This is a genomic window from Mycobacterium sp. NGS15, assembly GCF_059813245.1.
This window is the reverse complement of sequence record NZ_JCALEF010000002.1, coordinates 24,698-49,954: the sequence shown is the minus strand read 5'-3', so window position 1 is coordinate 49,954 and position 25,257 is coordinate 24,698. Positions and strand designations below refer to the sequence as shown.

The window sequence follows — 25,257 nt, the reverse complement described above, 5'->3', positions numbered from 1 at the left end:
CCGAACGGCCAGCGTCACGCGGATCTGCAGCGCGTCACGACCTATGCCGTCGCGAGGTCCGCGTGTCGGGATAGGTCGTGACTCATGCTGGGAAGAGGTCCCTCCACGACCGCGGCCCTGGGCGGGCCACCAGGTCGGACTGTCGATATACCGTGCCGTCGGGCGTGGCGTATTGACCAGTCTGCGGGTCATAGGTTGCGATCGCGACCGATGGACCGCCAGACCCGTTCCCGCCGTATGAACTTGGCGCCGCCACCGGGCCGGACCCGGCTCGGTGGGACGGACCAATTACAGGCGGGGGTGCGTCCGGGCCCTGTGATGGTGGGGACGTCCCCTCGGGGGGACCGTAGATATTGGAGTCTGGGCCGACACGACTATCGGGCGGTATTCCCTGCGCGATCAGGTTCGGGTCAATCGGGTAAGGGCCCAGGGCGTGCTGCCGCATCGCCAGTGGCTCATAGGGTTTGTCGCTGTTGCAGATGTCGACAGTCGGCGCACGCTTGCCGGGGTTACCCACGCAAGGGTAGTTTCGGGCGCCGCGAACCCCGATCGGTGAGTCCTGGGGCAGTTTGCAATACAGCCCGTCGGGAGTATCGATGTCGGTGGTGTCCTCCGGTGAGCGCCACATGTTCGGTGGGAGGAAGCCGACCGTACAGGCCGGCGGGTCACCTATGTTGAGGGTGAAATCCCCTAGTGACATGCCGACGGGGTTGTTCTTGGGCGCGCCGTACGACTGGGTGGAGGCCACGACCGGCGGCAGCAACACCAGTAGTTGTTCCAGTGAGGGATGGTAGGTCACGCCGATTTGACCGAGCGAAGTCAGGTTGGCCAGCAATACCGGCAGCGTCGGCTTGATTTGGGTCAACAAACGCGACGCTTCGTCCGCGGCCCCGGGGCCTTGCAATAGCAGCCTGCGTATCTGCGGATCGTTGGTGACCAGTTGCTCAGTGACCCCGTTGAGGCTATGCGCCCAGGTGCGAATGGCGTCGATAGACTGCGCCTGCCCGTCGAGCAGGGGGCCACTGTCATCGATCAATAATCGCGACTGGTCAGCAGCAGCGTTGACGTCGCCTATGAGTCGCGACGATGAATCGAGCAGCGAGCCGAATTCATAGCCGGATCCGTTAAAGCCTCGGAACGTCTCGTCCAGCAGGGGGCTGATCTTGTCCTTGGGGACGCTGCCGATCAACGCGCTGACCTGATCCAGCATGGGCCCCACGGCTTGCGGAATCGAGCTCTTCGCCACCGGTATGACCGAGCCGTCCCGCAGGTACGGTCCGGAGTCGTTACGAGGTTGCAGGTCGACGTACTGCTCGCCTACAGCCGAGACGCTGAGCACTGCGGCACGAAGTTCAGCCGGAATCTTCGGCGAAGTATTCAGCGACAGGGTTGCTTCTGCGCCTTCGCGGGTGGGCCGCACCTCGGTGACCTTGCCGATCTGCACGCCTCGATAGGTCACGTTGGAGAACTGATACAGCCCGCCGGTGCCTGCTAACTCAAGCGTGACTGTCATGCGGCCGATGCCCAGGAGGATGGGTGCCTGCAGGTATACGCCGATCATCACGGCCATGCCGATAACCGATATGACAGCGAAGATCACGAGTTGCGTTCGGACGAAGCGTGTCAGCATTAGTTGGTATCTCCGACTGTGGGCGCCGGTACGGGAGAGCGCGGGGCGGCGGCCGGGGCGGCCCCCGCCCACGTTGTTGCAGGTGCAGATCCCGGTGACGGGTCGATCAGTGGTGGCACGGAGGCAACCTCTGGGGGTGGAGGCGTGATCGGGGCGTTCAGCGGATCCTTGCTGTAGTTCGCGTAGAAGGGATCGCCTGGGGCTGGGACCAGGGAGGCTCCCTCCTGCCCCCACCGGGTACCGAGGAACAGGCCCCTCTTGAGCCGGGGAACGGTGAAGTCGAAGGTGATGAATTCGTTCAAGTAGTCCCCTCGGATCGCCCGGTCGATGAAGTTCTGCGGGTAGGGATAAGTCGGTGCGAAGGCCAGGGCGGTTCCCAGGCTGGGTCCAACATCGGCCAGCGCGCGCACTGTCGGTTCCAGATTCTTCAGGTTCGTGACGAGGTCGGCTTGGCTGGCGTTGATCAACCCGGTAGTCATGTCGCTAAAGAGACGGAATTTCTCCAGTGCGGTGGTAATACGAGGCCGCTCTTTGATCAGGACGTCGAGGGCTGGCGGAATCCTGTGCAGCGCTTGGGATATGACATCATTTTGCCCCGCCAGGGTGCCAGCCAGACGGTTGAGCGCAGCGATGGAGGCGTTAATGTCGTCACGTTGCCTGTCAAGCAGACCGACGAAGTCGTCGAGACGTGTCAGCAGATCGCGGATGTGGTCTTCGCGGCCGCTGAGCGCCGCGTTGAATTCTGCGACGATATCGCCGACCTTGCCCAGGCCACCGCCATTGACGACGACCGATAGAGACGACAGGGTTTGTTCGGTAGACGGATAGGTCAAGGACCGGTCCAGTCCAATGGTGGCGCCGGGTTGCAGTCGGCCAGTGGGCGGCTGATCCAGCGGCGGGTTGAGTGCTAGGTGCATCGAACCGAGCAGACTGGTTTGGCCGACGGCGGCGGTGACGTTGGCCGGAACAGCGACGTCGGACTTCACTGAGATCTCGACGTCAGCGTGCCAGTCGAGCACTGCCAGCTTGCTTACGCTGCCGACGACGACGTCGCTGATCAGTACCGGCGAATTGGGTTCCAGCGTCCCGATGTTGGTCAGTTCCACGTGATAGGTCTGGGCCCCGGAGCCGCGGCCCACGGTGCCCGGCAAGGGCAGAGAGTTCAGACCGTTGAAGGTGCATCCGGTGGCGGCGAATACGACGCACGAGGTGATCGCCGCCAGAGCACAGGTGGAGCGTCTCCTGGTCATGGTGTCCCTGCCTGCGGTGCTTCGGCGGGGAGCAGCATGTCCTGCAGGGTGGTCGGCCCGGGGGCCGGCGGTGGGTCAGGCACGCCAGGAGGGATGGGAGCACCTGGAAACAGCGCCGGCGAAGGGTTCGCCGGTAATCCGTTGGGGGCGTGAGCACCTGGTGCGCCCGGCATTGTTTCCCACCCTGGCGGTGGTAGCACGTCCCCGGAGCCTGTGTAGGCCGACACCGCAGGAGGAATCGTCGGCAGATCTGGGCTCCCGCCTGGCCCGCCAGGAGCCAGGTTGGGATCGGAGTACACAAGGTTGTCTGGGCTGGGCGATTTGCGCAGGTAGGCGTTGAACGGCATCGGCAGGTAGTTGAAGTTGATCAGCCGCAGCGCCGGACCGAGGTACTGCGCGCACAGCTTGGAGGTCTCCGACGCCGTGGCGTTCTTCACTGCAGCGATCGCCGAGCACACCACCGACACGGGGTCGGCGAAGTTCGACAAGGCGAACGCCCCGACGGCGGTGCCGCTGTCAGGGTTGTAGATGTTGTAGCCGTTTGCGATCGCGTTGGGAGCGACGTGCAGAACGTTCTCCAGCGCAGTGCGGTTGTCGACCAGGTTTTGGGTTACGTGGCTCAACCGCTGCAGTTGTTCTGCAGTCTGGTTGCGGCTTCCAGCGACGAAGCGCTGCACTTCGGTGACCGCGGTCCCTAGATTGGTCAGGGCGGCATCAAGATCGCTGCGACTTCCGTCGATGACGCTGCTGACGCTGGCGAGCCGGTCCTGGAATTGCACGATCTGGCTATTGCTGTCCCGTAACGCGCTGACGAAGGTTTGCAGGCTGCTGATGATCTCGACGATGTTGCCGCTGCCGTCAGCCAGGATGCGCCCCACCCCGGACAGTTGGCTAATCGCTTGGCGCAGTTTGTCTCCGTTGCCGTCCATCGCCTTGGCAGCGCTATCAATGACACGGCTCAGTGAGGTCCCCGAGACGCCGTTGATCGGCCCCAGATCGGTGGCCAGCCGCATCAGTTGGTCTTTGACCTGATCCCATTCGACGGGCACGGCGGTGCGTTCGACGCCGATCTGGGCTCCGTCTGCCATGGTGGGCCCGCTGTCTTCATAGGCCGGGGCGAGTTGCACGTAACGCGCCGAGACGAGGTTCTGGGCCATGATGATGGCGTTGGCGTCGGCGGGTATCGGGACTCCGCGGTCGACGGCGAGGGTCAGTTTCGCTTGTGCTCCTTGTGGTTCGATGGCGGTGATGGTGCCCACCTTCACCCCGGATACTCGGACTTCATCGCCTGGGTAGATGGCCGTGGCGGAGGTGAAGTAGGCGGTGATCGCAGTGGGGCGGTTGATGGTGTGGACCACGATGAACGCGGCGCCGGCGACAAGCAGTCCGACGAGCGCGATCAGCACAGTCTTATTTAGTGTCGTGCGGTGGGCTGTCATCGGCTTCCTCCGGGGATACCGTTGTGCGGCCAGGGGAATTCCGCGCGGGGGCCAGCGTTGTCCGATGGCTGCCCAGCATTGACGCCGCGCCGGAACCCGAAGGCGTAGTCCAGGAATGGTTGCAACATCTGTGAGGGGATCAGGTTACCGACGAAGGCGTTGTAGTAGAACCCGTTGCTCACCGATTCGCCCTGGGTAACTTGATATTTCGCGAGCCCCTTGAGGGCTTGGGCGATGTTGTCGCGGTTTTTCTCCAGCATGGCAGTCACCGAGTTCAGCTTCTCCAGAGTCGGTGCCAGCTCCTTTTCGTTATCGGCCACTAAAGCAGAGAGCTGCTGGGCCAGCGCCGAGGTGTTGGCCAGCAGGTTGACGATCGCGTAGCGACGCTGGTCGAGGACTCCCAGCAGGTCGTTGGCATTGAGTAGCAGTGTGTTGACCTGGGCGCTGCGCTCCGACAGGATCCCGGTGACATCGGCAGCACTCCTGAGTAGCCCCGCCAGTGACTGGTTTCGGCTGTTGAGGTTCTCCGAGAGCCTGGTCAGGCCGTCGAAGGTGGGCCCCAGTTGCGGCGCCATCCTGTCGATAGTGTCCGACAGGGTATCCAGGGATTGGGTGAGTGAAGTGGTGTCGGTTCCTGCGGTGTTGGCGGTGAAGTCGCTGACAGCGTTGGTCAGCGAGTACGGCGACGAGGTCCGTGAGAGCGGGATCTCGCCGCCCGCGTGCAGCGTGTCGGCGCCAGCGGGTTCCAGAGTCAGCATCCGGGCACCCAGTACGGTTCCGGTCCTAATGTGGGCGGTGGTGTCGGTACCGAGCCGCACGGAGCTATCCAGGTTGAAGCTGACCAGCGCCTTGCCGCGGTCGAGAGTGACGTCGGTGACCGTGCCCGTCGTCACTCCGGAGACCTTGACGTCGTTGCCTGCGGTGAGGCCACCTGCGTCGGCGAACAACGCCCGATAGTGCAGCGCGGTCGCCCAGGAGATCAGCTGTTGTGGTCGCAGCCCGACTGCGATGACCAGGATGATCAGGACGACGCCGATGAATCCGGACCGAACCAATTGTGGGCCAGCATATTTAAGCATCAGGGTTCCCCGCATCGGCCGGTGTTCTGCATAATCCACGGGAAGTACGCGGTGCGGCCCTGCAGGTCGGTGACGCGTACGTTCAATCCGCACAAATACTGGTTGATGAACGCGCCGTAAGAGCCCAGCCTCACGAGCTTCCGGTAGTTTCCGGGCGCCTTCTGCAGTGCCAGGTCCAGGCGCGCCTTGTCGTCCTCGTTGGCCAGCAGCGGCGCCATGCGGTTCAGTTGATCGACGGTGCCGGCCAACGGAGGTCGCGCCTGAGTGAGTAAGTCGGTGATCGACGCAGTCCCGGTGTCGAGTGCAATGATGGCTTCCCCGATGGGGTCACGCTGACGTGACAGGCCGGAGATGAGTTGTTCGAGACTTTCGACCGCGCCGGAGAATTTGTCGCCGTCCTTTGCGACGGTGGCCATCACTTGCTGCAGGTTATCGATCAGTTGCTGCACCGTTTGCCCGTTGTCGGCCAGTGCCTTGGTGAACGACGACGTCTGAGCCAGCAGTGATTCCACGGTGCCACCTTGGCCCTGTAGGATTTGAATCAGCGAGTTGGTCAGTATGTTGACGTTCTGCGGGTTTAGTCCTTGAATGACCGGTTTGAGTCCGCCCAGGAGCAGGTCGAGGTCCAATGCCGGTTCGGTACGTTCCACCGGAATCTGCGACCCGGCCAACTGAATCCTGGTCGATCCGGGGCTGTCGATGAGGTCGAGGTAACGGTTGCCGACGAGGTCGAGGTAACGGACCGCGACTTTGGTGGCAGTGGTCAACACGACTTCCCGGTCGGCGTCGAAGTCCACCTGCACCGTGTTGTCAGACTGCAGGGCCACACTGTGCACCGTTCCGATGCGAATGCCAGCAATGCGCACAGAATCACCAGATTTCAGGCTGGAGGCATCGGTGAACACCGCTGTATAGCTGTTCGTAGAGCCCGTGCGGTACTGGCCGAGGATGGCAAACAAAACGGCGGTCAACAACAGCATCGTGACACTGAAGGCACCGAATTTAACGGCTACCCCTTTCGATGCCGTCATCCGGGTTGGCCGATCTGCGCGGTGTTGCGTGGTGGTCCGTCCAGCGGACCGAACAGTGCTTCCTTGAGTGCGTCGGAATTGAGCAAAATGCCTTGATTTCCATACTGTGCCGGGTTTGCGTTGATGTCGGTAACGACAAAAGGCGGCCGCCGTTCGAAGCCCACGCTGGGTAGCTCCATACACTGGGGGCCGCCTTTAGCCGCGACCTTGGGGAGATTGACGGGGTAGCGGTACCGCTCGGTACCCAGGAGGAACGAATCGAGCAGCATGACACCAGGCAGCGGCTGGGGTGGGCCTGTGGCCAGCGGTTCCAACCCCCCCAGGGCGCACCTGATCGCCGAGTTGTACTGGTTAGTGAGCTCAGTGGTGGGGACCAACAGGTGCAGGACGTCGGTCAGTGGCGCGCTGTTGGTTGACAAGACATCGTTACCGATGTCGGCCAACCCGATGACGCTGATCAGGAGAGTGTCGAGGTCGTCTCGGCGCTCAACGACGGTGTCGCTGATCCGGGTGGCGTTGGCAGCGATTGCCAGCAGATCCGGTGCCGCGTCGGCATAGGCGCCGATAACCGCCGGGGCTACCTTGATGTCGCGACTGAGGTTGGACCGACTGGGATCGAGCCTGGCCAGCAGCGCGTCCAGATCGGAGAGGGTCTGGCCGAACTTCTCCCCACGACCGTCGACGGCCTGCGCGAGTGCACCGAGGGTTTCGTTGAGCTTGTCGGGCTCGATCTGAGACAACACCGACACCAGCTGCTGGAACACCGTGTTGATCTCGACGGTGACGTTCTTGGCCGCAAGTACCTGCCCGGGATGCATCGACTCCGGAGAAGGGTGCTCGGGTGGCACCAGGTCGACAAACTTCGACCCGAACACAGTGGTCGAGGCGATATCGACAAGCGTGTTGGCCGGAATGAGTTCCAACGCCGAGGGATCCATCGCCAAGCGGATAGCGGACAACCCATCGGACAGCGCGTCGATCGACACGACCTTTCCGACTTGGGCGCCGTGCAGCTTGACCTTGGCGTCAGGACCCATCACCAGGCCTGCACGCGGCGAGAGCACCGTCACGGGAACCGTTCTGCTGACATCGCCGCGGAACAGCACGATGGCCCCGGTGATGATTCCGATAATCACCACAGTGGTGGCTAGACCCGCCAATGGGCGAACAGCGTCACGCGACACGGTGTGTCCCCTAACCTGACAGGTTGAAGTTGCCGTTGGAGCCGTAGACAGCCAGTGAGATCAGCAAGGTCACCGAGACGACGACGATCAGCGAAGTACGGACCGCAGTTCCGACTGCGACGCCCACGCCCGACGGGCCGCCGGTGGCGAAGTAGCCGTAATAGGTGTGGATGAACAGGATGGCCAGCGCCATCAGCAAGGCCTGTAGGAATGACCAGAGCAGGTCGATCGGGTTGAGGAAGGTGTTGAAGTAGTGACCGTAGAGACCGCCCGACTGGCCGAGTAAGACGACGGTGGTGAATTCGCTGGCCAGAAACGACAGGATCACTGCGATCGAGTACAGCGGCGTGATGGCGATCATTCCGGCCACAATGCGGGTGCTCACCAGGTACTCAATCGGGCGGATGCCCATCGACTCCAGCGCATCGATCTCCTCGTTGATACGCATGGCGCCCAATTGCGCAGTAACACCCGCTCCGAATGTGGCCGCCAACCCGATGCCTGCGACGATCGGTGCGGAGATGCGCACGTTGATGAAGGCTGCTAGAAAGCCAGTCAACGCCTCGATCCCGATATTTCCCAGTGAGCTGTACCCCTGAATGGCCAGCACCCCGCCTGTTGCCAGGGTCAAGAATCCGACGATCACAACGGTACCGCCGATCATCGCCAACGTGCCTGCGCCCATGGATATCTCGGCGATCAGCCGGATCACTTCGCGCCGATAGCGGCGAGCCGCGAACGGGGTCGCAGCCAACGCCTTGGCGTAGAACAGAACATGATCACCGACAGCTCCCAAAGCCAAGACCGGTCTATTCACGCCTCGCACCAGGCGCGGGTAGGCCGACCGCAGCGTCACCGAGCTGATCATTTGGACGTCATTTGGATGCCGATGGCAGTCACGACGACGTTGACGACGAATAGCGACATGAAGGCGTACACAACAGTTTCGTTGACGGCGTTGCCGACTGCTTTGGCGCCGCTGCCGCTAATCGTCAGTCCGCGGTAGCACGCGACCAGCCCGGCGATCAGACCGAACAGCGCGGCCTTGATACAGGAGATGATCACTTCAGGCACCCCCGTAAGCAGCGTGATGCCTGCGGCGAATGCACCAGGGTTGACGTCTTGGACAAGGACCGAGAAGAAGTAGCCGCCCATGATGCCAATAATGCAGACCAAGCTATTGAGCAGCAGCGCCACGATCCCGGAAGCCAGCATCCGGGGGGTAACCAGGCGCTGTACTGGGTTGATGCCGAGTACCTCCATCGCTTGGATCTCTTCGCGGATGGTCCGAGAACCGAGATCGGCACACATGGCCGTCGCTCCAGCGCCGGCCACGATGAGCACGGTAACCATGGGCCCAACCTGGGTGACGGCGCCGAATGCCGCGCCGGCACCAGACAGATCAGCCGCGCCCAGTTCGCGCAACAAGATATTGAGGGTGAAGCTAACCAGCACCGTGAACGGGATAGCCACCAATAGCGTTGGCGCCAGCGACACGCGGGCCACGAACCAGGACTGGTCGAGCAGTTCGCGCCACTGGAAGGGCCGCACGAAGATGAACTTCGCCGCGTCCACCGACATAGCGAACAGCCCTCCCACTGCCCGCATCGGCGCGTCAATAGCCGTACGGATCATCACCACGTCGTCCCTTCTCAGCCCGCACGACCTTGCGCGCATCGGCTGTGTCTCGACTGGCAACACTGGCAGCACAGTGAGCTAGGGCACAGAGGCTGTCCCGCTTACCGGGAGACTGTCCGGTGGTCGCGCGGGGAGACTCGCGACCCGATCACCGGGATTCAGGGATCGCACGGACGCACGCGTGTGACAGCGTGGCGGCCACCCGCGCCCGCCGTCACGGAGGATCCATGACCCAGTTTTCCCAACAGCCGCCTGCCAGCACCCCCGGTGCTGATTTGCACGAAATCAGAACGGCCGCAGGCGTACTGCGATTTTACGACGTCGGAGACGGTCCACCTGTGCTGTTCCTACACGGCTCCGGGCCCGGCGTCACAGGCTGGCGGAACTTCCGCGGGATTGTGCCCACTTTTTCTCGAAGTTTTCGCTGCCTGATCTTGGAGTTCCCAGGTTTCGGCGTCAGCGACGACGTGGGCGGGCACCCCATGGTCACCGCGCAAGGTGTTGTGGCGCCGTTCTTGGATGCATTGGACGTGGACCAGGTGGACATCGTCGGCAACTCGATGGGCGGCGGCGTCGGCATCAACACCGCCATCCATCACCGGAGCCGTGTGGGCCGCCTGGTGACCATCGGCGGCATCGGCACCAACGTGTTCAGCCCCGGCCCGAGCGAAGGGATCCGACTGCTGCAGGAGTTCACCGAGGATCCCACCCGGCAGCGGCTCGTCGATTGGCTGCGCTCGATGGTCTACGACCAGTCGCTGGTCACCGAGGAGCTGATCGACGAACGCTGGCAGTTGGCGACTGACCCGGAAACGTTGGCAGCAGCTCGACGCATGTACGGCAAGGCGGCGTTCGCGGCGATGATGGACATGATGAGGACCTCCGATGTGCCAATGCCGTGGGCCCAGATGCACCGGGTGGAGGCCCCGACGTTGTTGACCTGGGGCCGCGACGATCGCGTCAGCCCGTTGGACATGGCGCTGATCCCGATGCGGACCATCCCCAACGCCGAATTGCACGTGTTCCCCAAGTGCGGGCATTGGGCGATGATTGAAGCCAAGGACGCGTTCGAGCGCACGGTCTCGGCGTTCTTGACCGAACCTAGGTAGCGCCGCGAAACCTGCTCGCGCGCAGCAAGTAACGCGGGGTTCCCACCACCGTCAACGGCGACGGCCAGTGGTCGCTGCGGAAGTAGGCGTCATGATCGCACCCGGCACTAACGCATTGAGCCTGATGCCACTTCCGGCCCACGGCGCGGTAACTGCATGCCGGCGCACCCAGCGGCGGACCGCGACCTTGGCCGCGTAGACCATGGCCCGCGCCGCCGAACACTTTCACTGCGCGCACCGTCTTGTCAGGGTCACCTGCCAGCACCGCCCTCACGGCTCGGCGCGGTACCAGCGAGACGGTGGTCGTTGAGTTACTGGATACCACGACCACTTTGTCGTTTCGCGCGGCCGCCAAGGTCGGCTGCCAGGCGGTCGACCACTCCACGACACCGTAATGGTTGGTCTGCAGGATCAGTCGAGGCCGGTCGGCGCTCGGGGTGCGCTTGATGCTGGCGGTGCGCGGTGACCTCCGCGTCTTGCAAGTCGAAACCGACCCTATCGGCGGCGCTCGCCACCGACGCGAGGTCATCGATCGTCGCCGAGTGCTCCCACTCGCAGGCAACACCGGGCACCTGCACGACGACGTGCGTTGACAGACCGATCCGCATGCTACTTGCGCAGATTGACGAGTTCGCGGATGGCTTCGTGGGTTTCGAGCACCACGCGGGCCCGGTCGGGAGCGCTGTTGTCCACGGCACGCTCGGCGTTACCGCCCGCCACGAGCACCGGGCCGTTGGCGAGGTTGTCCAGGCCCTCGTGGGCAACGTCGGTTGGGGTGTTGACCAGCATTCCGGGGGCGTCGAAGTTAAGGCCGATGCGTTCCATCGCTGGCGTGCGGGTCACGCCGAGGACCAGCTCGAGCACGTCGACGTTGTGCTCGCGCAGTTCCAGCCACAGGCTTTCAGCGAACATCCGGGAGAATGCCTTGGCGCCGGCATAGACCGAATGCCGGTCGGCCCCCATGTATCCCGAGAGCGACCCGACGAGCAGGATGCCGCCGCGGCGGCGGGCGGCCATGGGGCGCCCGAACAGTTGAACCAGCTCCATCATCCGCGTGACGTTGAGATCGATGACTTTCTGGAAGTCGGTCAGGTCCGCGTGCAGGAAGGGCTCGTTGCAGGTGCTGGCTCCCGCGTTGTAGATCAGTAGACCGACCTCGAGGTCCTGTGTAGCCAAGGCGATCTGGCCGACGGACGCGGGGTCGAGCAGGTCAGCGGCGATGGTGCGGGCTTGCACGCCCAGGTCGCGACACCGTTGGGCGGTGTCTTCGAGCGGACCTGGCTTGCGGGCGATGAGGACCAGATTGAATCCGTCCTCGGCCAGCATCCGCGCGAACTCTGAGCCCACCCCTTCTGAGCCGCCGGCGATGACTGCCCAGGGCCCGTATGCGTTTCGGTCGGTCATTGAAGATCTCCTATCGTTGGGCACTTCCCGCGTCGACGGCCCACACCCACGGCACCGCGAGCATGTTCATGGCGCGAGCCGACTCGGCGAACGCCTCGCGGCCGGTTCCCTGTCCGGCGCCGGTGACGAGGGCGATCTTGCCGCGTAGCCTGCCATCACGGCGCCTTGTGCAGGCTGAACCCCTTGTAGCCGGTGCCGGCTACCTCGCCGCAGATATCGAGGTAGGTGGCGAATCCCCCGATGAACAGCATGAATCCGCGTGGCTTGCCCGGGACGTTGGCACCCATGTACCAAGAGTTGGCCTGTGGGAAGAGGGTGGCCTCGGCCCGTTTGGCACATTCGGCGCCCCAGTCGCTCACCGCGTCCGGTGTCGCCTCGATGGCGGCGTAGCCGCGTTCGTCTAGATAGGTGATCGCCCCGGCGATCCAGTCGACGTTAGCCTCGGCGTGCAGCACCATGTTGGCCAGCACAGCGGGGGCCCCTGGCCCCGACACCAGGAACAGGTTCGGGAATCCGTCAACGCCCAGCCCGAGGTAGGTGCGCGGTCCGTGGGACCAGTCCTCGCTCAGGCGCCGTCCGCCACGGCCGACGATGTCGATCTTGGCCAGTGCGCCGGTCATGGCGTCGAAGCCGGTGGCCAGCACGATCGCGTCGAAGTCGTAACGTGCGTCGGCGGTGTTGATTCCGAGGCTGTCGATCGAGTCGATCGGTGTGTTGCGGACGCTGACCAGCGTCACATTGGGCCGGTTGAAGGTTTGAAAGTAGTTGGTGTCGGTGCAGATTCGCTTCGTGCCGATCGGATGGTCGGTGGGGATGAGTAGGTCGGCGACGGCTGGATCCTCGATGACGGCGCGGATCTTCTCCTCGTAGAACTTGCGGGCTTGTTCGTTGGCAACGGGATCGGTCATCTGGTCGGTGAAGGTCTTGGAGAACAGCACTCCACCTAGTTGCCAACGAGTTTCGAAAGCCTCGCGACGTTCTTTCTCGGTGGCTTGCATGGTCAGTTTCGGGTGGGCAACGTGTGGCGATCCGCCGCCGCTGCGCCAGGACAGTCGCCGCCGCTCGGCGTAGTTGGCCTTCACCTCGGCGACGTCGTCGGCGCTCAGCGCTCTATTGCCCGCCGGGACGCTGTAATTGGGGGTGCGCTGGAATACGTGGAGGTGATGGGCTTGCTCAGCGATGAGGGGAATCGATTGAATGCCTGAGGATCCCGTGCCTATTACCGCGACACGCTGGTCGGTGAAGTCGACGCCTTCGTGCGGCCAGTGGGCGGTGTGGTAGATCTTTCCGGCGAAGGTGTCGAGTCCGGGGAAGTTCGGCGTAAGGGCCGCAGACAGCGGACCGGTGGCCATGATGAGGAACCTGGCCTGCACCACTTCTTCGGTGTCAGTGCGCACCGTCCAGCGCAGGGTGTCCTCGTCAAGGACTGCCGAGACGACCCGGGTGTTGAAGGTGATGCCGCCACGCAAGTCGAGTTCGTCGGCAACCCAGTTCATGTAACGCAGGATCTCCGGCTGAGTGGCGTACTTCTCCGACCACGTCCACTGCTGCTGCAGCTCATCGGAGAACGAAAAGCAGTAGTCGACACTTTCGACGTCGCACCGCGCACCGGGATAGCGGTTGTAATACCAGGTACCGCCGACTTCGGGCGCGGCCTCGAACACTCGGGTGGACAGTCCCTGCGAGCGCAATTTATGCAGCGCGTACAGACCCGCGAATCCCGCACCGACGACGACGGCGTCCACTGAGGTCAGCTGCGGCTGTGCGGTATCACTCACGCACCAGAAGTTAGACAGCCATCACTCGGGTGAAGTGCTTCCCTCCCGGTGACCGGGCGATTGGTTGGCGATGTCCCGATCGCCGGGCGTATCGGTTGGTGCGGTGTTCGGAGCCCACATTGAAGCAACACCACGACAGACCCCACCATGTGGATCGATGCCCGGCGCCACTTCAATGGACCGGCCGTCTCACGTGACCGCACAGTCGTACTGACCGCTACCGAGGTCATAACCGAGCCACGCTACGCGATTTCCGACCTTCACCGTCCAGAGGACGAGCATCCACGGTCGGGCTTAGCGGCATAGCCGGTCACCCACTCTACGAGTATCGGACGCCGCAACGAACTTGGGGGCCAGTGAGATCGCCAGGCGTCGGCGAATTCGACACCAGCCCATGTCTGGAGGTTCCGCTGACCGGGACGGCCCGAGCTGACGACGCCCGCGGCAGAGCACTATCGACGACAACCAATCGGAGCAAGGGACTTTCACATGAGCGAACGGGTTCTCGACCGGATCAGAAACATCGCCGACCAACTGCGTGAGCAAGCCTGGGAGGCCGAGACCTTGGGCCAGTTGCCAGAGGCCACGGTCAAACAGATGAAGGCGATCGGATCGATTCGGTTGCTGCAGCCCAAGAAGCACGGCGGTCTGCAGGTGCACCCGCGCGAGTTCGCCGAAACAGTGATGGCCACGGCGGCGCTGGATCCAGCGGCTGGATGGATCAACGGCGTCGTCGGCGTACACCCCTATCAGCTTGCCTACGCAGACCCCCGTGTCGCCGAGGAGGTATGGGCGCGCGACGTCGACACCTGGGTGGCCTCCCCCTACGCACCGCAGGGCGTGGCGCGCCCGGTGGACGGCGGCTACGTGTTCAGCGGCCGCTGGCAATTCAGCTCTGGAACTGACGCCTGCGACTGGATCATTCTCGGCGCCATGATCGGCGACGACGACGGCAAGCCGCTGATGCCACCTCAGATGCTGCACATGATTCTGCCCCGCAAGGACTACCAGATCGTGCCAGACTCGTGGAACGTGGTGGGACTGCGAGGAACCGGGTCCAAGGACGTCGTCGTCAAGGACGCTTTCGTACCGTCTTACCGCACGATGGACGCTTTCGAAGTGATGGACGGTACCGCGCAGCGCAAGGCCGGGATGACGGAGACGCTGTACCTTATGCCATGGTCGACGATGTTCCCGCTCGGCATCTCGTCGGCCGTGATCGGTATCGCCGAAGGCGCCCTAGCCGCCCATCTGGACTATCAATACGAGCGGGTCAGCTCCAGCGGCGTTGCCATCAAAGACGATCCGTATGTCATGTACGCGATCGGTGAAGCCGCCGCCGACATCAACGCCGCCCGTCAGGAATTGTTGTCCAATGTCGACCGTATCTACGACATGGTCGACGCCGGTAAGGATGTGTCCTTTCAAGACCGCGCCGCCGGCCGACGCACCCAGGTGCGGGCAGTGTGGCGTGCCGTCTCCGCAGTGGACGAAATCTTCTCCCGATCGGGAGGCAATGCATTGCGGATGGACAAGCCACTGCAACGGTATTGGCGCGACGCGCATGCCGGGGTCGCGCACGCCATCCACGTTCCAGGCACCGTCTATCACGCCTCGGCCCTCAGCTCCCTCGGTGTCGACCCGCAAGGCCCGCTGCGCGCCATGATCTGATGATCCCTCCGATCCAGCAGTACCTGATTTCAAAGGCCCTTGTATCCCCCATAACCGTAAGGAATTTCGATGAGTGACCTGAAGAGCCTGGGCTACGTCAAGGTGCAGGCCACCAACATGCCCCGCTGGCGTCGGTTCGCGTTCGAATCGCTGGGCTTCGCCGAGGGCTCCGGACCTGACACCGACGCCCTCTATCTACGCATGGACGAACGGGCCGCACGCATCATCGTGGTCCCCGGCGATGTCGATAAAATCGTCACCATCGGCTGGGAGGTCCGCGACCACAGCGCACTGGAGCGCGTGGCGGCGAAACTCGGCGCCGCGGGTGTTCCATTCAAGGAGCTGACGCAACAAGAGGCCGACGAACGCCGAGTTGAAGAGGTCATCGCATTCGACGACCCAGCCGGTACATCGACCGAGATCTTCCACGGAGCCGTGCTCGACCACAGCCCCGTAGTGACCCCGTTCGGCGCCAGGTTCGTGACCGGGGCACAGGGACTAGGCCATGTGGTGCTGCCCGCGCTGGACGTGCCGACTCTTTTCGAGTTCTACACGGAGGTACTCGGATTCAAGTCTCGCGGGGCCTTCCGCGTGCCCACACCTCCGGAGTTCGGCCCGGTACGTGTGCGTTTCCTTGGCGTGAACCAGCGCCACCACAGCCTGGCCATCTGCCCCGCCATGAACCTTCGCGACCCAGGACTGATCCATCTCATGGTCGAAGTCGATAGTCTCGACGCCGTCGGCCAGGCTCTCGACCGCGTGAACAAGGACGGGTTCCAGCTGTCATCGACGCTGGGCCGGCACACCAACGACAAGATGGTGTCCTTCTATGTGCGGGCCCCCGGCGACTGGGATATCGAATTCGGCACTGCCGGTCTGCGGGTCGACGAAAACTATTACACTGCAGAGGAAATAACTGCAGACAGCTACTGGGGTCACGAATGGGTGACTGATCTACCGGCCGCGATGCGCCCATGAAGCCTGACGACGACATCACATCACTCCCCGCAGAGTCGATCACCTCCTGGGACCTCGAGGTCGACGTGGCGATAGTTGGCTACGGGGCGGCCGGAGCAGCAGCGGCCATTGAAGCCGCCCGATCAGGAGCCGACGTACTTGTTCTGGAACGCACCGGATCCTGGGGTGGCGCAGCGTCGATGGCCGGCGGATTCATCTATCTCGGTGGCGGCACTCCCATCCAAAGGGCCTGCGGCTTTGATGATTCCGTCGATAATATGGCGGCCTTTCTGAATGCGGCGATGGGGCCAGGAGCCGACGAGGCCCGAATCGCAGACTACTGCGCGGGCAGCCTCCAGCACTTCGATTGGCTCGTCGAGTGTGGGGTGGTGTTCAAGGAGGAGTTTTTTGGGGAGCCCGGCTGGGAGCCCATGGGCGACCAGGGCCTGATGTACAGCGGCGGCGAGAACTCTCATCCGTTCAACACCATCGCTACCCCGGCCCCTCGTGGACATATCCCGCAGATGCAGAACAAAAAGCAGGGTGAGGCCAGCGCGGGATACATGCTGATGAAACCTCTTGTAGCGGCAGCGACTGCTGCGGGAGCGCGCGCGCTCTACGACGTCCGTGGACAGCGACTGATCACAGACTCCGATGGCCGGGCAGTCGGCATCCGTGCCCGCCAGTACGGCGCGGATATCACCATCCGTGCCCACCGCGGTGTGGTGCTGGCGACCGGCAGTTTCGCCTACAACGATTCGATGGTCGCGCAATACGCCCCGCGGATTGTCGGCCGACCCGCAGCATCGATCGAACAGCACGACGGCCGGGCGATTCTGATGGCACAAGCACTCGGTGCAAGCCTTGCGCACATGGATGCCACCGAAGTGGCGATATTCATCGATCCACAACAACTCGTGCGCGGTGTTCTCGTCAACGCCCGCGGTCAGCGCTACGTCGCCGAAGATACCTATCCAGGCCGAGTCGGACAGGTGACCCTTTATCACCAGGACGACACCGCATATCTGATCATCGACGGCGACGCCCAGGAAGAGGCCGCATCCTCACTGTCACCGAAACTGATGATGCGACAACCAACTTGGGTCGCCGATACTGTCGCCGACCTGGAAACTCAGATAGGTCTAGCGCCGAATTCACTGCAGACAGCGGTGGCGACCTATAACGAAGCGGCAGCCCGCGGTAAGGACCCGCTGTTACACAAGAAGGCGCAGTGGCTCAAACCCATTGGCTCGCCGGTGGGCGCCATTGATTTGCGGGGATGCACTGGCGGATTCACATTGGGTGGGTTACAGACGAACCTCCGTGCCGAGGTACTCCACGTCAGCGGACAACCGATCCCCGGGCTGTTCGCGGCGGGCCGCTCGACGGCGGGGCTGGCCGCATGGGGTTATGCAAGCGGAATATCACTGGGCGACAGTACTTTCTACGGCCGCCGGGCGGGTCTCACCGCCTCCCAGTCTTAACCCCATCATGGCGCGAGTGAACAAGCGTTCCCTTGTGGGCTAGACCAGCGCACCTGACAGACGACATCCGCAGGCCCCCTCATGCGACACCAACGACGAATTCCTATGAGGAAAGGACCGAAACTGTGAGTCGGCCTCCTGATACGCACACTCGAGTCCTGTTGACGGGTGCGACAGGCAGTTGGGGTAAGAGCACTCTGGCCGAGCTCAAAGGGCTCGGCGAACATGTATCGGTAGTTGCGCTGGTGCTGCCCACCGACGCTGATCGCGAGGTCATCGCTCAGTACGACGACATGGACAACCTGGAAGTCATATGGGGCGACCTGACCGATTACTGGGCAGTGGCCGACTGCGTCAACCGTGTTGATCTAGTTCTGCATGTCGGCGCGGTGGTGTCACCTGTTGCGGACGAACACCCAACACTCGCCCACCGCGTCAACGTCGAAAGCATGGCCAACATCATCCGTGCCGTTCGCGCACAGCCCGATCCGGGCCGTATCGCTGTCGTCGGGATCGGCTCAGTAGCCGAAACCGGGAACCGTAATCCACCCCGCCATTGGGGGCGCGTCGGTGACCCTCTACGCGTTTCACAGTTTGATGTCTACGGGCAGAGCAAGGTGGTCGCCGAGCGGCTGCTGGTGGATTCTGGGCTACCGAAATGGGTGTGGTTACGGCAGACCGGCATCTTCCACCCCGGGATACTCAGCATCCGTGATCCGATCATGACGCATTCGCCCTTCGGCGGTGTCATGGAATGGGTATCAGTCGAAGACTCGGCGCGGCTGCTGGCCAACCTCTGCCGCGGCCCGGTTCCCGACGAATTCTGGGGTGGAATCTACAATATCGGCGGAGGAGAACCGTGGCGGCTGACCAACTGGCAGCTGCAGACGGCGCTCGGGGCCGCGATGGGTGTACGGGACATACGCCAGTGGTACGACCGTAACTGGTTCGCACTGAAGAACTTCCATGGGCAGTGGTACACGGACAGCGACCGGCTCCAGGAACTCGTCCCGTTCCGCGCAGACGCCTTCCCTGCCGCGCTACAGCGAGCTATCGCGGCGGCACCGGTATCCGTGCGCCACGCCGGCAAGGTGCCGCCGTGGATTGTGAAGAACCTCGTGATGAAGCCGCTCGCCCACCGGCCGCGGGGCACCATGGCTGCCATTCGTGCTGCCGACGACGACGGCCTCGCCGCCTATTTCGGGTCACGGAGCATCTGGCAGGACATCGGTGACTGGTCGACATTCGAGCCCCCGCAGCCCAGCCGCCAACCGTCGTACCTGAATCATGGGTACGACGAGTCGAAGTCCCCGGCGCTGTGGACAATTACGGACTACTACGAAGCCGCCGCCTTCCGCGGGGGACAGTTGCTCTCCTCGGATGTGGCCAACGGAGACGTTGCCACACCGCTGAATTGGCAATGCGCGTTAGGCCATGGTTTCACCGGCAGCCCCCGACTAATCCTGACGGGCGGTCACTGGTGCCCCGAGTGCATCCGTGACACCGCGGGGTACGCATGCCAGGCCGAGCAGAACCCGTTTCTCGCCCAGCTCGAGCCGGACCGGTGAAACAGCGGTATGACGACATCCTGACCGGAAATGGCGATCGAAAGTGCCTGACGCTGGGCGATACCTACTTCGGCTGGTTCGACCACTTCGTGCGGCACGTCATTTTCACCGACCTATGTGACTCCCCACACACAATATGATACAAACAGGTATATGACTAATAGTCATATACCTGGCATACGGAGGCCCCATGACAATGACTGTTGATAAGGCTGACACCCCCAACGCGGTCATAGACCGCGTCTCACTCGTCCTTGATGCATTCGACGGGGCCGGGCGGTTGACTCTCGCGCAGATCGTCCGCCGGACCGGTCTGCCCCGCTCGTCTGCGCACCGCATGCTGGAGGGCCTCGTGCGATTGCGATGGCTGCGGCGAGACGGTCGGGACTACGAGCTCGGAATGCGGCTAGTCGAACTTGGATCGCTTGCGGTGCACCAGGATCGGCTGCACCGGGCCTCGATACCGCTGCTCCATGACTTACATCGGGCGACCGGTCTAGTGGTCCATCTGGCCGTGCTGGACGGTGCCGATATCGTGTATCTGGAAAAGATCGGCGACCGGATGATCGCCGCTATCCCATCCCGTGTCGGCAGCCGACAGCCCGCTCATTGCACGGCGGTGGGCAAGGCAATCCTGGCCCATAACGACCGTCCTGATGAGTATCCGCTCATCCGCAAGACGCGGTACTCGATTGGCACCGCATCGCAGCTGTCCGCCGAGCTAGCCAAAGTGCGTGCGCACGGCGCCGCGTTCGAGCGCGAGGAGTCACTACCTGGCTTCGGGTGCGTCGCTGCGCCAATCGGGCCCCCCGGAACAGCAGTTGCCGCGGTCTCAGTGTGCGGCCCAATGAGCAGGATGACCTTTGACCAGCGCCTGGTCGCACCTGTTCGTATGACAGCCATGGGTATCTGGCGCAACGTTGAAGACGGCCCGCCACAGGTGGCGCCTACCTTGCAGCCGATCCGCCCGTTGCGCGGCCGGTCGGCCCCGCACCCAGCATCGGCGACGGCTCAGTACGCATGAGCCTCGATCCGCAGGTCGCCGTCCTCATCGAAACACTCGACGCTGGGTTTCCTCCCGTACACACCATGACCGGAGCCGAGGCCAGGGCCGCGATCCGCTCACGGTTTGTCCCCACAGCGCAGCCCGAGCCTGTCTCCGAGGTGATAGAGCGGACCATCGATCGCGGCGACGGCCCAATTGCTATCCGCATCTACCGCCCGCAGGCAATCACACCCGATGGGCTACCTACTCTCATCTACGCACACGGCGGCGGGTTCGTATTCTGCGACCTAGACAGCCATGATGCCCTCTGTCGAAACCTAGCGAATCTCATTCCTGCCATTGTGATTTCGGTTGCCTATCGCCTCGCTCCCGAGTATCGCTGGCCCACTGCCGCTGAAGATGTCTACGCGGTGACACAGTGGGCGGCAGACAACGCGGCGCGATTCGGTGCGAACCCGGACCGCATCGCAGTGGGCGGCGACAGCGCCGGCGGAAACCTCGCCGCGGTCACCGCGCTGATGGCCCGCGATCGCGGCGGGCCAGCGCTCGCGGGCCAATTGCTGCTCTATCCGGTAATCGCAGCCAACTTCGATACCGAGTCATACCGCCTGTTCGGCGAGGGCTTCTATAACCCCCGGCGTGCCCTGCAATGGTATTGGGACCAGTACGTGCCCATGCTGACCGACCGCGAGCACCCGTATGCCTCCCCGCTAAACGCCGAGCTCGGCGAGCTGCCTCCAGCAGTGGTCGTTCTCGCCGGCCACGATCCTCTTCGTGACGAGGGCATCGCATACGCCGACGCGCTGGAGGCAGCCGAAGTCACCACCGTGCGATGTCCCTACGAAGGGGGAATCCACGGCTTCATGACAATGCCGATGCTCAACATTGCCCACGATGCCCGTCGGCAGGCCTGCGGTGAACTCGCCCGACTGTTTAACCAGTAAGCAACGGTGCGACGCCGCGCTCAGCTGCCAAGGCTAAGCGCGGCGTCCATAGCGAGCTTGGCAACGACGGCAATCCGGTTGCCGACGACATCGCGCACCCACCAGGCGATCTCGCAGGACGAATCTCAGCCTCCTCCCATTCAACAGGTCACAGTCACCACGCCAACCTCCGCCGTCAGCTTGAGTCTCCCGATATCCGGGATACCAGCCTCCCGGCACTGGCCGATGTTCGTACCTTTGGGCCTATGGCTAACAGTGAAGTTCTCGTTATCGACCAGGTCGTAACCCGGCCCGGTCGTGCCCGCGAGTTCGTTGACACATATCTGGCTGAATATGCACCGGGGGCCCGTGCCCGCGGTATGACACTGCGCGCCGTGCTTGTCAGCCCACCTATCTGGTTCGACGAACAGTCCAACACTGTCACCGCCACGTGGTCACTCCCGAGTCCCCGGGCGTGGTGGGAGATGACCTGGAGGGGCCGCCCCGACACCTCCCTCGGGCCGTGGTGGGAAGGACTCAGCACACTCATCGTCGAACGTAGCCGCAGCGTGGCCGCCGCGGCCGACGATGTGGCTGGGCTCTGCGATGTATAACGTCACCCGGCTCCTTGACGTCGCCGAACAGCATCACGAACGGGTGTTGGCGGCCGTCCGCGCGGCCGCCGAGGCTACCGGTGCACGCCGCCGTCTCACCGAACCAACGCTTGCCGGAGTGCGCAACGGCGGCGATATCCTCGTGCACCTGCGCTTCGACACAGAAATACAATGGCGTTCCAGCGCTGCCGATTTCAGTGCGGCGCTAGACCACCCGGCAATCACCCGAGTAAACGGGGCCGGGTACTCGGGTACCGCGTCGCACGGCAGCACGGCCGCATCGACGGTCTATCGCGCGCTTCTCCTGCGGGTGGTGCCCGGCACCGACTCCGATGCCATAGGGCGCTTCGAAGAAGACCTGCGCTCGATGCCGCGCCACGTGCCGGCAATTACGGCCTGGCAACTGAGCCGGGTATCCGAGCCCGTTGGGTCGACACCGTGGACGCATGTGTTCGAGCAGCAGTTCACTGATCTGGAGGCTCTGATGGGCCCTTACCTGATGCATCCGATCCACTGGGCCGTTGTCGACCGCTGGTTCGACCCCGAATGCCCCGAGGTCATCATCCAGGATCGCGTGTGCCACAGCTTCTGTCAGCTGCACACACCCGTTTTGGAACCAGAGGCGTGAGCCGCTATACGCCGGCCGGAAGGATGTTCACGTTGGCCGTCGCGGGCGGCTCCAGCGATGGCAGCGCAGACGCCCCGTTGAGGGTACGCACAGGCAGTTGTTGCGACCATGGGTAGTGCAGGCTGAACGCCACCAGTCCGGTGCGTTCGGCGGCGGGCAGGTGGCACATCGCCAGCACCGTTTCGGCCAAGTACTCCACGGGCTCGGTGGGAAAGTCGTCAGGAATCAGCGATGCTGCCCCCGGCGTGCGAATCGCGGTTGAGGGGCCCACACAGTTGACCGCGATATTGGCATCAAGCAACTCCGCCGCCACCCCCTGCGAAAAACGGTGCAGCGCAGCCTTGCACGACGCGTAAACAGCGTCTCCCGACGTCTTATTGTATTCACGGTATGGCCGCATCGGGGCCACGCCGGTAACCGACCCGATATTGACGATCCAGCCCGCGCCCTGTTCTCGCATGTGCGGAACGGCGGCTTTTGTGAGAACAAACGGGGTCCGAAGGTAGTGCTCAATAGTGCGGTCAAACGTGTCCAGCGTCATCTCGTCGACGACAGCGTAATCGGCGAATCCCGCATTGTTGACCAATATATCGATGCGGCCGGTCCGATCGAGCACCTGCTCGATGAGCCTCGCGCGCTGTTCGGCGTTCTCAAGATCGGCAGCCAAGCCAAAGGCTGTACCGCCGGCGCCCTCGATGAGCTCAATGGTCTCCTCGATTGTGCCCGGAAGCGCCGCAGCGACCCCGGATCGCGTTGACTGCGACGGCACATACGACCGCGCCGTGACTGCGACAGTCGCCCCCTCTGCCGCTAGCCGCTGCGCGACCGCACGTCCGATGCCACGACTGCTACCCGTGACTAAAGCCGTTCTGCCGACAAGTTTCTGCGTCATTTCAGCACAAAGTCCTCTTCGTTCGGTTCCCGATGCTGATGCCAGACATCTACGAGCCGGAAGGGCGTGGCAACCACCACACGGCCCGATCCGGAGCGGTAGTAGGTATGCGCATTGGGCGTGTGGCACCACACTGTGTGGCTCATCGCCTCGTCGACGGAAGCAACGTAGTCCTCGTAGGCCTGCTCGGTCACCTCCATGCTGGTAGCACCACGCAGAGCCATCAGCTGCAGGCACTCGATGATGTAGTGAGCCATCACCTCCATCGAAAAGTTCGCTCCGGCACCGTGTCCTGGGCTGTAATTGGGTGCCGATGTGATGAACAGGTTCGGGAATCCGGGTACCGTGCCGCCGCGGTAGGCCCGTGGGCTGTCGCCCCAGGCATCCGACAGCCGGGCACCGTTGCGCCCACGAATGTCCACGGTAGACAGGAAATCCAGATGGTAGCCCGTCGCGTAGACGATGACATCGAGGTCAATCTGCCGACCATATTGGGCGACAATGCCATTCGCATTCACGGCGGCCGGCTCGTTAGCTTCAACATCGACGTGAGGGCGGGTCAACGCCGCGTAGTAGCCACCCGGATCGCGGATGATCCGCTTGCCGTACGGCGCGAAGTCCGGGGTTACCTTGTTCGCCAGCTCTGTTCCAGCGCCGAACATCTGCTCGATGTACTCCAGACACATCTGCAGCAATACGTCGTTGGCCGGCGAGATCGACAGATGCGACTTCGCCCATTCAGGGTCCTGCAGGATAATCGGGTAGTTGTTGTCCGCAGTGCCCCAATACGATTTAAGCCGGTTCCACTTGGCGTAGTGCGGAAGATGCCTGCCGAGATAGCGGCGATGCGCAGGAACCTCGTCGGTCAACCGTTTCCGGGGTGCGACCCAGTGTGGTTGCCGCTGAAACACCGTCAAATGCTGTACCTGGTCAACACAGGCGTCGACGATCTGGACGGCGGTGCATCCGGCTCCGATGATGGCAACCCGCTTACCGGTCAGATCTAATGACGGATCCCACCGCGCGGAGTGAATACTGATGCCTTGGAATCTCTCTCGCCCCGGCAGTTCCGGCCACCGCGGCCTGTTGAGGTAGCCCGCAGCGGTGACCACGACGCGGGCATAGCTCACGTCGGGCTCACCGTCGGCGTTCACCGAGTGGATCTGCCACTGCTGGCGCTCCTCGTCCCACTGCAGTGCCTCAACCTCAGTGCCGAAACGGGTGTGTTCACGCAGCCGGTATTTGTCTGCCAGCGCCACGAGATATGCCTGATACTCCGCGCCCTGCGGGTAATAGTTGGTCCAGTCAGGATTAACCTCACGAGACAATGAGTAATAGGCCGAAGGGGTGTCCACCCCGATACCGGGGTACGTGGTGGTGAGCCAAGTGCCGCCTACCTCGTCGTTGCGATCGAAGACCTCGTAGGAGACGCCCTCCTCCTGCGCCGCCAGGGCCGCATTGATCCCCGCGATGCCCGCACCGATAATCGCCATATGCATCGTGTCCGGTATCGGCACCGTGCGCGGCAGCGTGGGCTTGGACGGCTGGAATCCACCCTGCTCGAGAAGGAGCGGCACGTGTTCGGCGTCAACCTCGGTGCCCAGTGCCAGGGGCAGCAGCCGGACGAATAACTCCAGATCGTTGGCGGCCACCGCACCGGACCCGCGTGGTGTTGCGAGTGCATCGATGACAGCGTTAACCAGCTCCTCTGTGGTGTCCTCATCGGTCACACCGGCCCGCTCCGGCGGGTCGGGAACATGAAAGATCTTGGGCTCGAATCGGTCTACGACCGACGGGTCGCCCGTGATTTGCGCCAACACCGCGACCAAGACACCTTTGTCTGCCAGCCGCAGGTTCGCCCGCAGTTCTTCAAGATCTGGCGCGGCGGTCAACGGCGCCTCGGATGTAGATGCGGTGGTCATGACACCGAGTATCGGAGCGGATCGGCCGCTCCGACAGCGCGCTGTCTACT

Annotated in this window: 21 protein-coding genes and 1 pseudogene; 9 read left to right on the top strand and 13 right to left on the bottom strand. The window is 63.1% G+C overall.

The genetic code is table 11. The features are described 5' to 3' along the window. Positions 1 to 82: 82 nt before the first annotated feature. Genes AC5Y5C_RS04470 through AC5Y5C_RS04435 form a run of 8 tightly spaced genes read right to left on the bottom strand, consistent with a single transcriptional unit; the run spans position 83 to position 9,248 of the window. Positions 83 to 1,630 carry an MCE family protein gene (locus AC5Y5C_RS04470; protein ID WP_499969455.1) on the bottom strand — a complete coding sequence of 516 codons (1,548 nt, stop codon included), beginning with the start codon at positions 1,628 to 1,630 and terminating at the stop codon, positions 83 to 85. Beyond that, positions 1,630 to 2,880 (bottom strand): MCE family protein, encoded by a 1,251-nt coding sequence (locus AC5Y5C_RS04465; RefSeq protein ID WP_499969454.1) that lies wholly within the window; start codon positions 2,878 to 2,880, stop codon positions 1,630 to 1,632. The genes AC5Y5C_RS04470 and AC5Y5C_RS04465 overlap by 1 nt, the downstream gene beginning before the upstream one ends. Continuing rightward, on the bottom strand, positions 2,877 to 4,319 hold the full coding sequence (locus AC5Y5C_RS04460) for an MCE family protein (protein WP_499969452.1): 1,443 nt from the start codon (positions 4,317 to 4,319) through the stop codon (positions 2,877 to 2,879). The genes AC5Y5C_RS04465 and AC5Y5C_RS04460 overlap by 4 nt, the downstream gene beginning before the upstream one ends. Beyond that, entirely contained in the window at positions 4,316 to 5,398 is a 1,083-nt protein-coding gene (locus AC5Y5C_RS04455) for an MCE family protein (RefSeq protein ID WP_499969449.1), read from the bottom strand. Before AC5Y5C_RS04455 ends, AC5Y5C_RS04460 begins: the two co-directional genes overlap by 4 nt. Further along, complete coding sequence (locus AC5Y5C_RS04450; RefSeq protein WP_499969447.1) at positions 5,398 to 6,429, bottom strand: MCE family protein; 1,032 nt, start codon at positions 6,427 to 6,429, stop codon at positions 5,398 to 5,400. The genes AC5Y5C_RS04455 and AC5Y5C_RS04450 overlap by 1 nt, the downstream gene beginning before the upstream one ends. Then, the gene (locus AC5Y5C_RS04445; RefSeq protein WP_499969446.1) at positions 6,426 to 7,613 is read right to left on the bottom strand and encodes an MCE family protein; all 1,188 of its coding nucleotides are present in this window, start codon (positions 7,611 to 7,613) and stop codon (positions 6,426 to 6,428) included. The genes AC5Y5C_RS04450 and AC5Y5C_RS04445 overlap by 4 nt, the downstream gene beginning before the upstream one ends. 10 nt (positions 7,614 to 7,623) lie before the next feature. Continuing rightward, positions 7,624 to 8,481, bottom strand: coding sequence for an MlaE family ABC transporter permease (locus AC5Y5C_RS04440; RefSeq protein WP_499969444.1), 858 nt, complete (start codon positions 8,479 to 8,481; stop codon positions 7,624 to 7,626). Further along, positions 8,478 to 9,248 (bottom strand): MlaE family ABC transporter permease, encoded by a 771-nt coding sequence (locus AC5Y5C_RS04435; protein ID WP_255799557.1) that lies wholly within the window; start codon positions 9,246 to 9,248, stop codon positions 8,478 to 8,480. Before AC5Y5C_RS04435 ends, AC5Y5C_RS04440 begins: the two co-directional genes overlap by 4 nt. A gap of 230 nt (positions 9,249 to 9,478) precedes the next feature. Here AC5Y5C_RS04435 and AC5Y5C_RS04430 point away from each other — a divergent pair, with 230 nt between their 5' ends. Then, complete coding sequence (locus AC5Y5C_RS04430) at positions 9,479 to 10,360, top strand: alpha/beta fold hydrolase (RefSeq protein ID WP_499969442.1); 882 nt, start codon at positions 9,479 to 9,481, stop codon at positions 10,358 to 10,360. Between the two features lie 84 nt (positions 10,361 to 10,444). Here AC5Y5C_RS04430 and AC5Y5C_RS04425 read toward each other — a convergent pair. The 3 genes and pseudogenes from AC5Y5C_RS04425 to AC5Y5C_RS04415 all read right to left on the bottom strand — a co-directional run. Continuing rightward, positions 10,445 to 10,796 (bottom strand): annotated as a pseudogene (locus AC5Y5C_RS04425) (Rossmann-fold NAD(P)-binding domain-containing protein); the annotation flags it as partial. A 173-nt stretch (positions 10,797 to 10,969) separates the two neighbouring features. Next, positions 10,970 to 11,764, bottom strand: a complete 795-nt coding sequence (locus AC5Y5C_RS04420; protein WP_499969440.1) for an SDR family NAD(P)-dependent oxidoreductase — start codon at positions 11,762 to 11,764, stop codon at positions 10,970 to 10,972. Between the two features lie 155 nt (positions 11,765 to 11,919). Next, positions 11,920 to 13,542: a flavin-containing monooxygenase gene (locus AC5Y5C_RS04415; protein WP_499969439.1), complete on the bottom strand. Its 1,623-nt coding sequence runs from the start codon at positions 13,540 to 13,542 to the stop codon at positions 11,920 to 11,922. A gap of 489 nt (positions 13,543 to 14,031) precedes the next feature. Between AC5Y5C_RS04415 and AC5Y5C_RS04410 the strand changes: the two genes are divergently transcribed. From AC5Y5C_RS04410 to AC5Y5C_RS04375, 8 genes are all read left to right on the top strand, one after another. After that, a complete protein-coding gene (locus tag AC5Y5C_RS04410; RefSeq protein ID WP_499969438.1) occupies positions 14,032 to 15,213 on the top strand; it encodes an acyl-CoA dehydrogenase family protein in 1,182 nt (393 codons plus the stop codon). Between the two features lie 69 nt (positions 15,214 to 15,282). Further along, complete coding sequence (bphC, locus tag AC5Y5C_RS04405; RefSeq protein WP_499969437.1) at positions 15,283 to 16,191, top strand: biphenyl-2,3-diol 1,2-dioxygenase; 909 nt, start codon at positions 15,283 to 15,285, stop codon at positions 16,189 to 16,191. Next, positions 16,188 to 17,654 carry an FAD-dependent oxidoreductase gene (locus tag AC5Y5C_RS04400; RefSeq protein ID WP_499969436.1) on the top strand — a complete coding sequence of 489 codons (1,467 nt, stop codon included), beginning with the start codon at positions 16,188 to 16,190 and terminating at the stop codon, positions 17,652 to 17,654. Before bphC ends, AC5Y5C_RS04400 begins: the two co-directional genes overlap by 4 nt. A 125-nt stretch (positions 17,655 to 17,779) precedes the next feature. Beyond that, positions 17,780 to 19,222, top strand: coding sequence for an NAD-dependent epimerase/dehydratase family protein (locus AC5Y5C_RS04395; protein ID WP_499969435.1), 1,443 nt, complete (start codon positions 17,780 to 17,782; stop codon positions 19,220 to 19,222). Positions 19,223 to 19,412: 190 nt separating this feature from the next. Then, entirely contained in the window at positions 19,413 to 20,246 is an 834-nt protein-coding gene (locus AC5Y5C_RS04390) for an IclR family transcriptional regulator (RefSeq protein ID WP_255799527.1), read from the top strand. Further along, the gene (lipP1, locus tag AC5Y5C_RS04385) at positions 20,243 to 21,172 is read left to right on the top strand and encodes a LipP1 family hormone-sensitive lipase (RefSeq protein WP_499969433.1); all 930 of its coding nucleotides are present in this window, start codon (positions 20,243 to 20,245) and stop codon (positions 21,170 to 21,172) included. The genes AC5Y5C_RS04390 and lipP1 overlap by 4 nt, the downstream gene beginning before the upstream one ends. A gap of 245 nt (positions 21,173 to 21,417) precedes the next feature. Then, positions 21,418 to 21,765 (top strand): hypothetical protein, encoded by a 348-nt coding sequence (locus AC5Y5C_RS04380; protein WP_499969431.1) that lies wholly within the window; start codon positions 21,418 to 21,420, stop codon positions 21,763 to 21,765. Further along, a complete protein-coding gene (locus AC5Y5C_RS04375) occupies positions 21,758 to 22,393 on the top strand; it encodes a Dabb family protein (protein ID WP_499969429.1) in 636 nt (211 codons plus the stop codon). Before AC5Y5C_RS04380 ends, AC5Y5C_RS04375 begins: the two co-directional genes overlap by 8 nt. Positions 22,394 to 22,397: 4 nt before the next feature. On the opposite strand, the gene AC5Y5C_RS04370 is transcribed toward AC5Y5C_RS04375, so the two are convergent. Both AC5Y5C_RS04370 and AC5Y5C_RS04365 read right to left on the bottom strand, forming a co-directional pair. Further along, positions 22,398 to 23,285, bottom strand: coding sequence for an SDR family NAD(P)-dependent oxidoreductase (locus AC5Y5C_RS04370; RefSeq protein ID WP_499969427.1), 888 nt, complete (start codon positions 23,283 to 23,285; stop codon positions 22,398 to 22,400). Further along, on the bottom strand, positions 23,282 to 25,207 hold the full coding sequence (locus AC5Y5C_RS04365; protein WP_499969425.1) for a flavin-containing monooxygenase: 1,926 nt from the start codon (positions 25,205 to 25,207) through the stop codon (positions 23,282 to 23,284). Before AC5Y5C_RS04365 ends, AC5Y5C_RS04370 begins: the two co-directional genes overlap by 4 nt. Positions 25,208 to 25,257 lie beyond the last annotated feature (50 nt).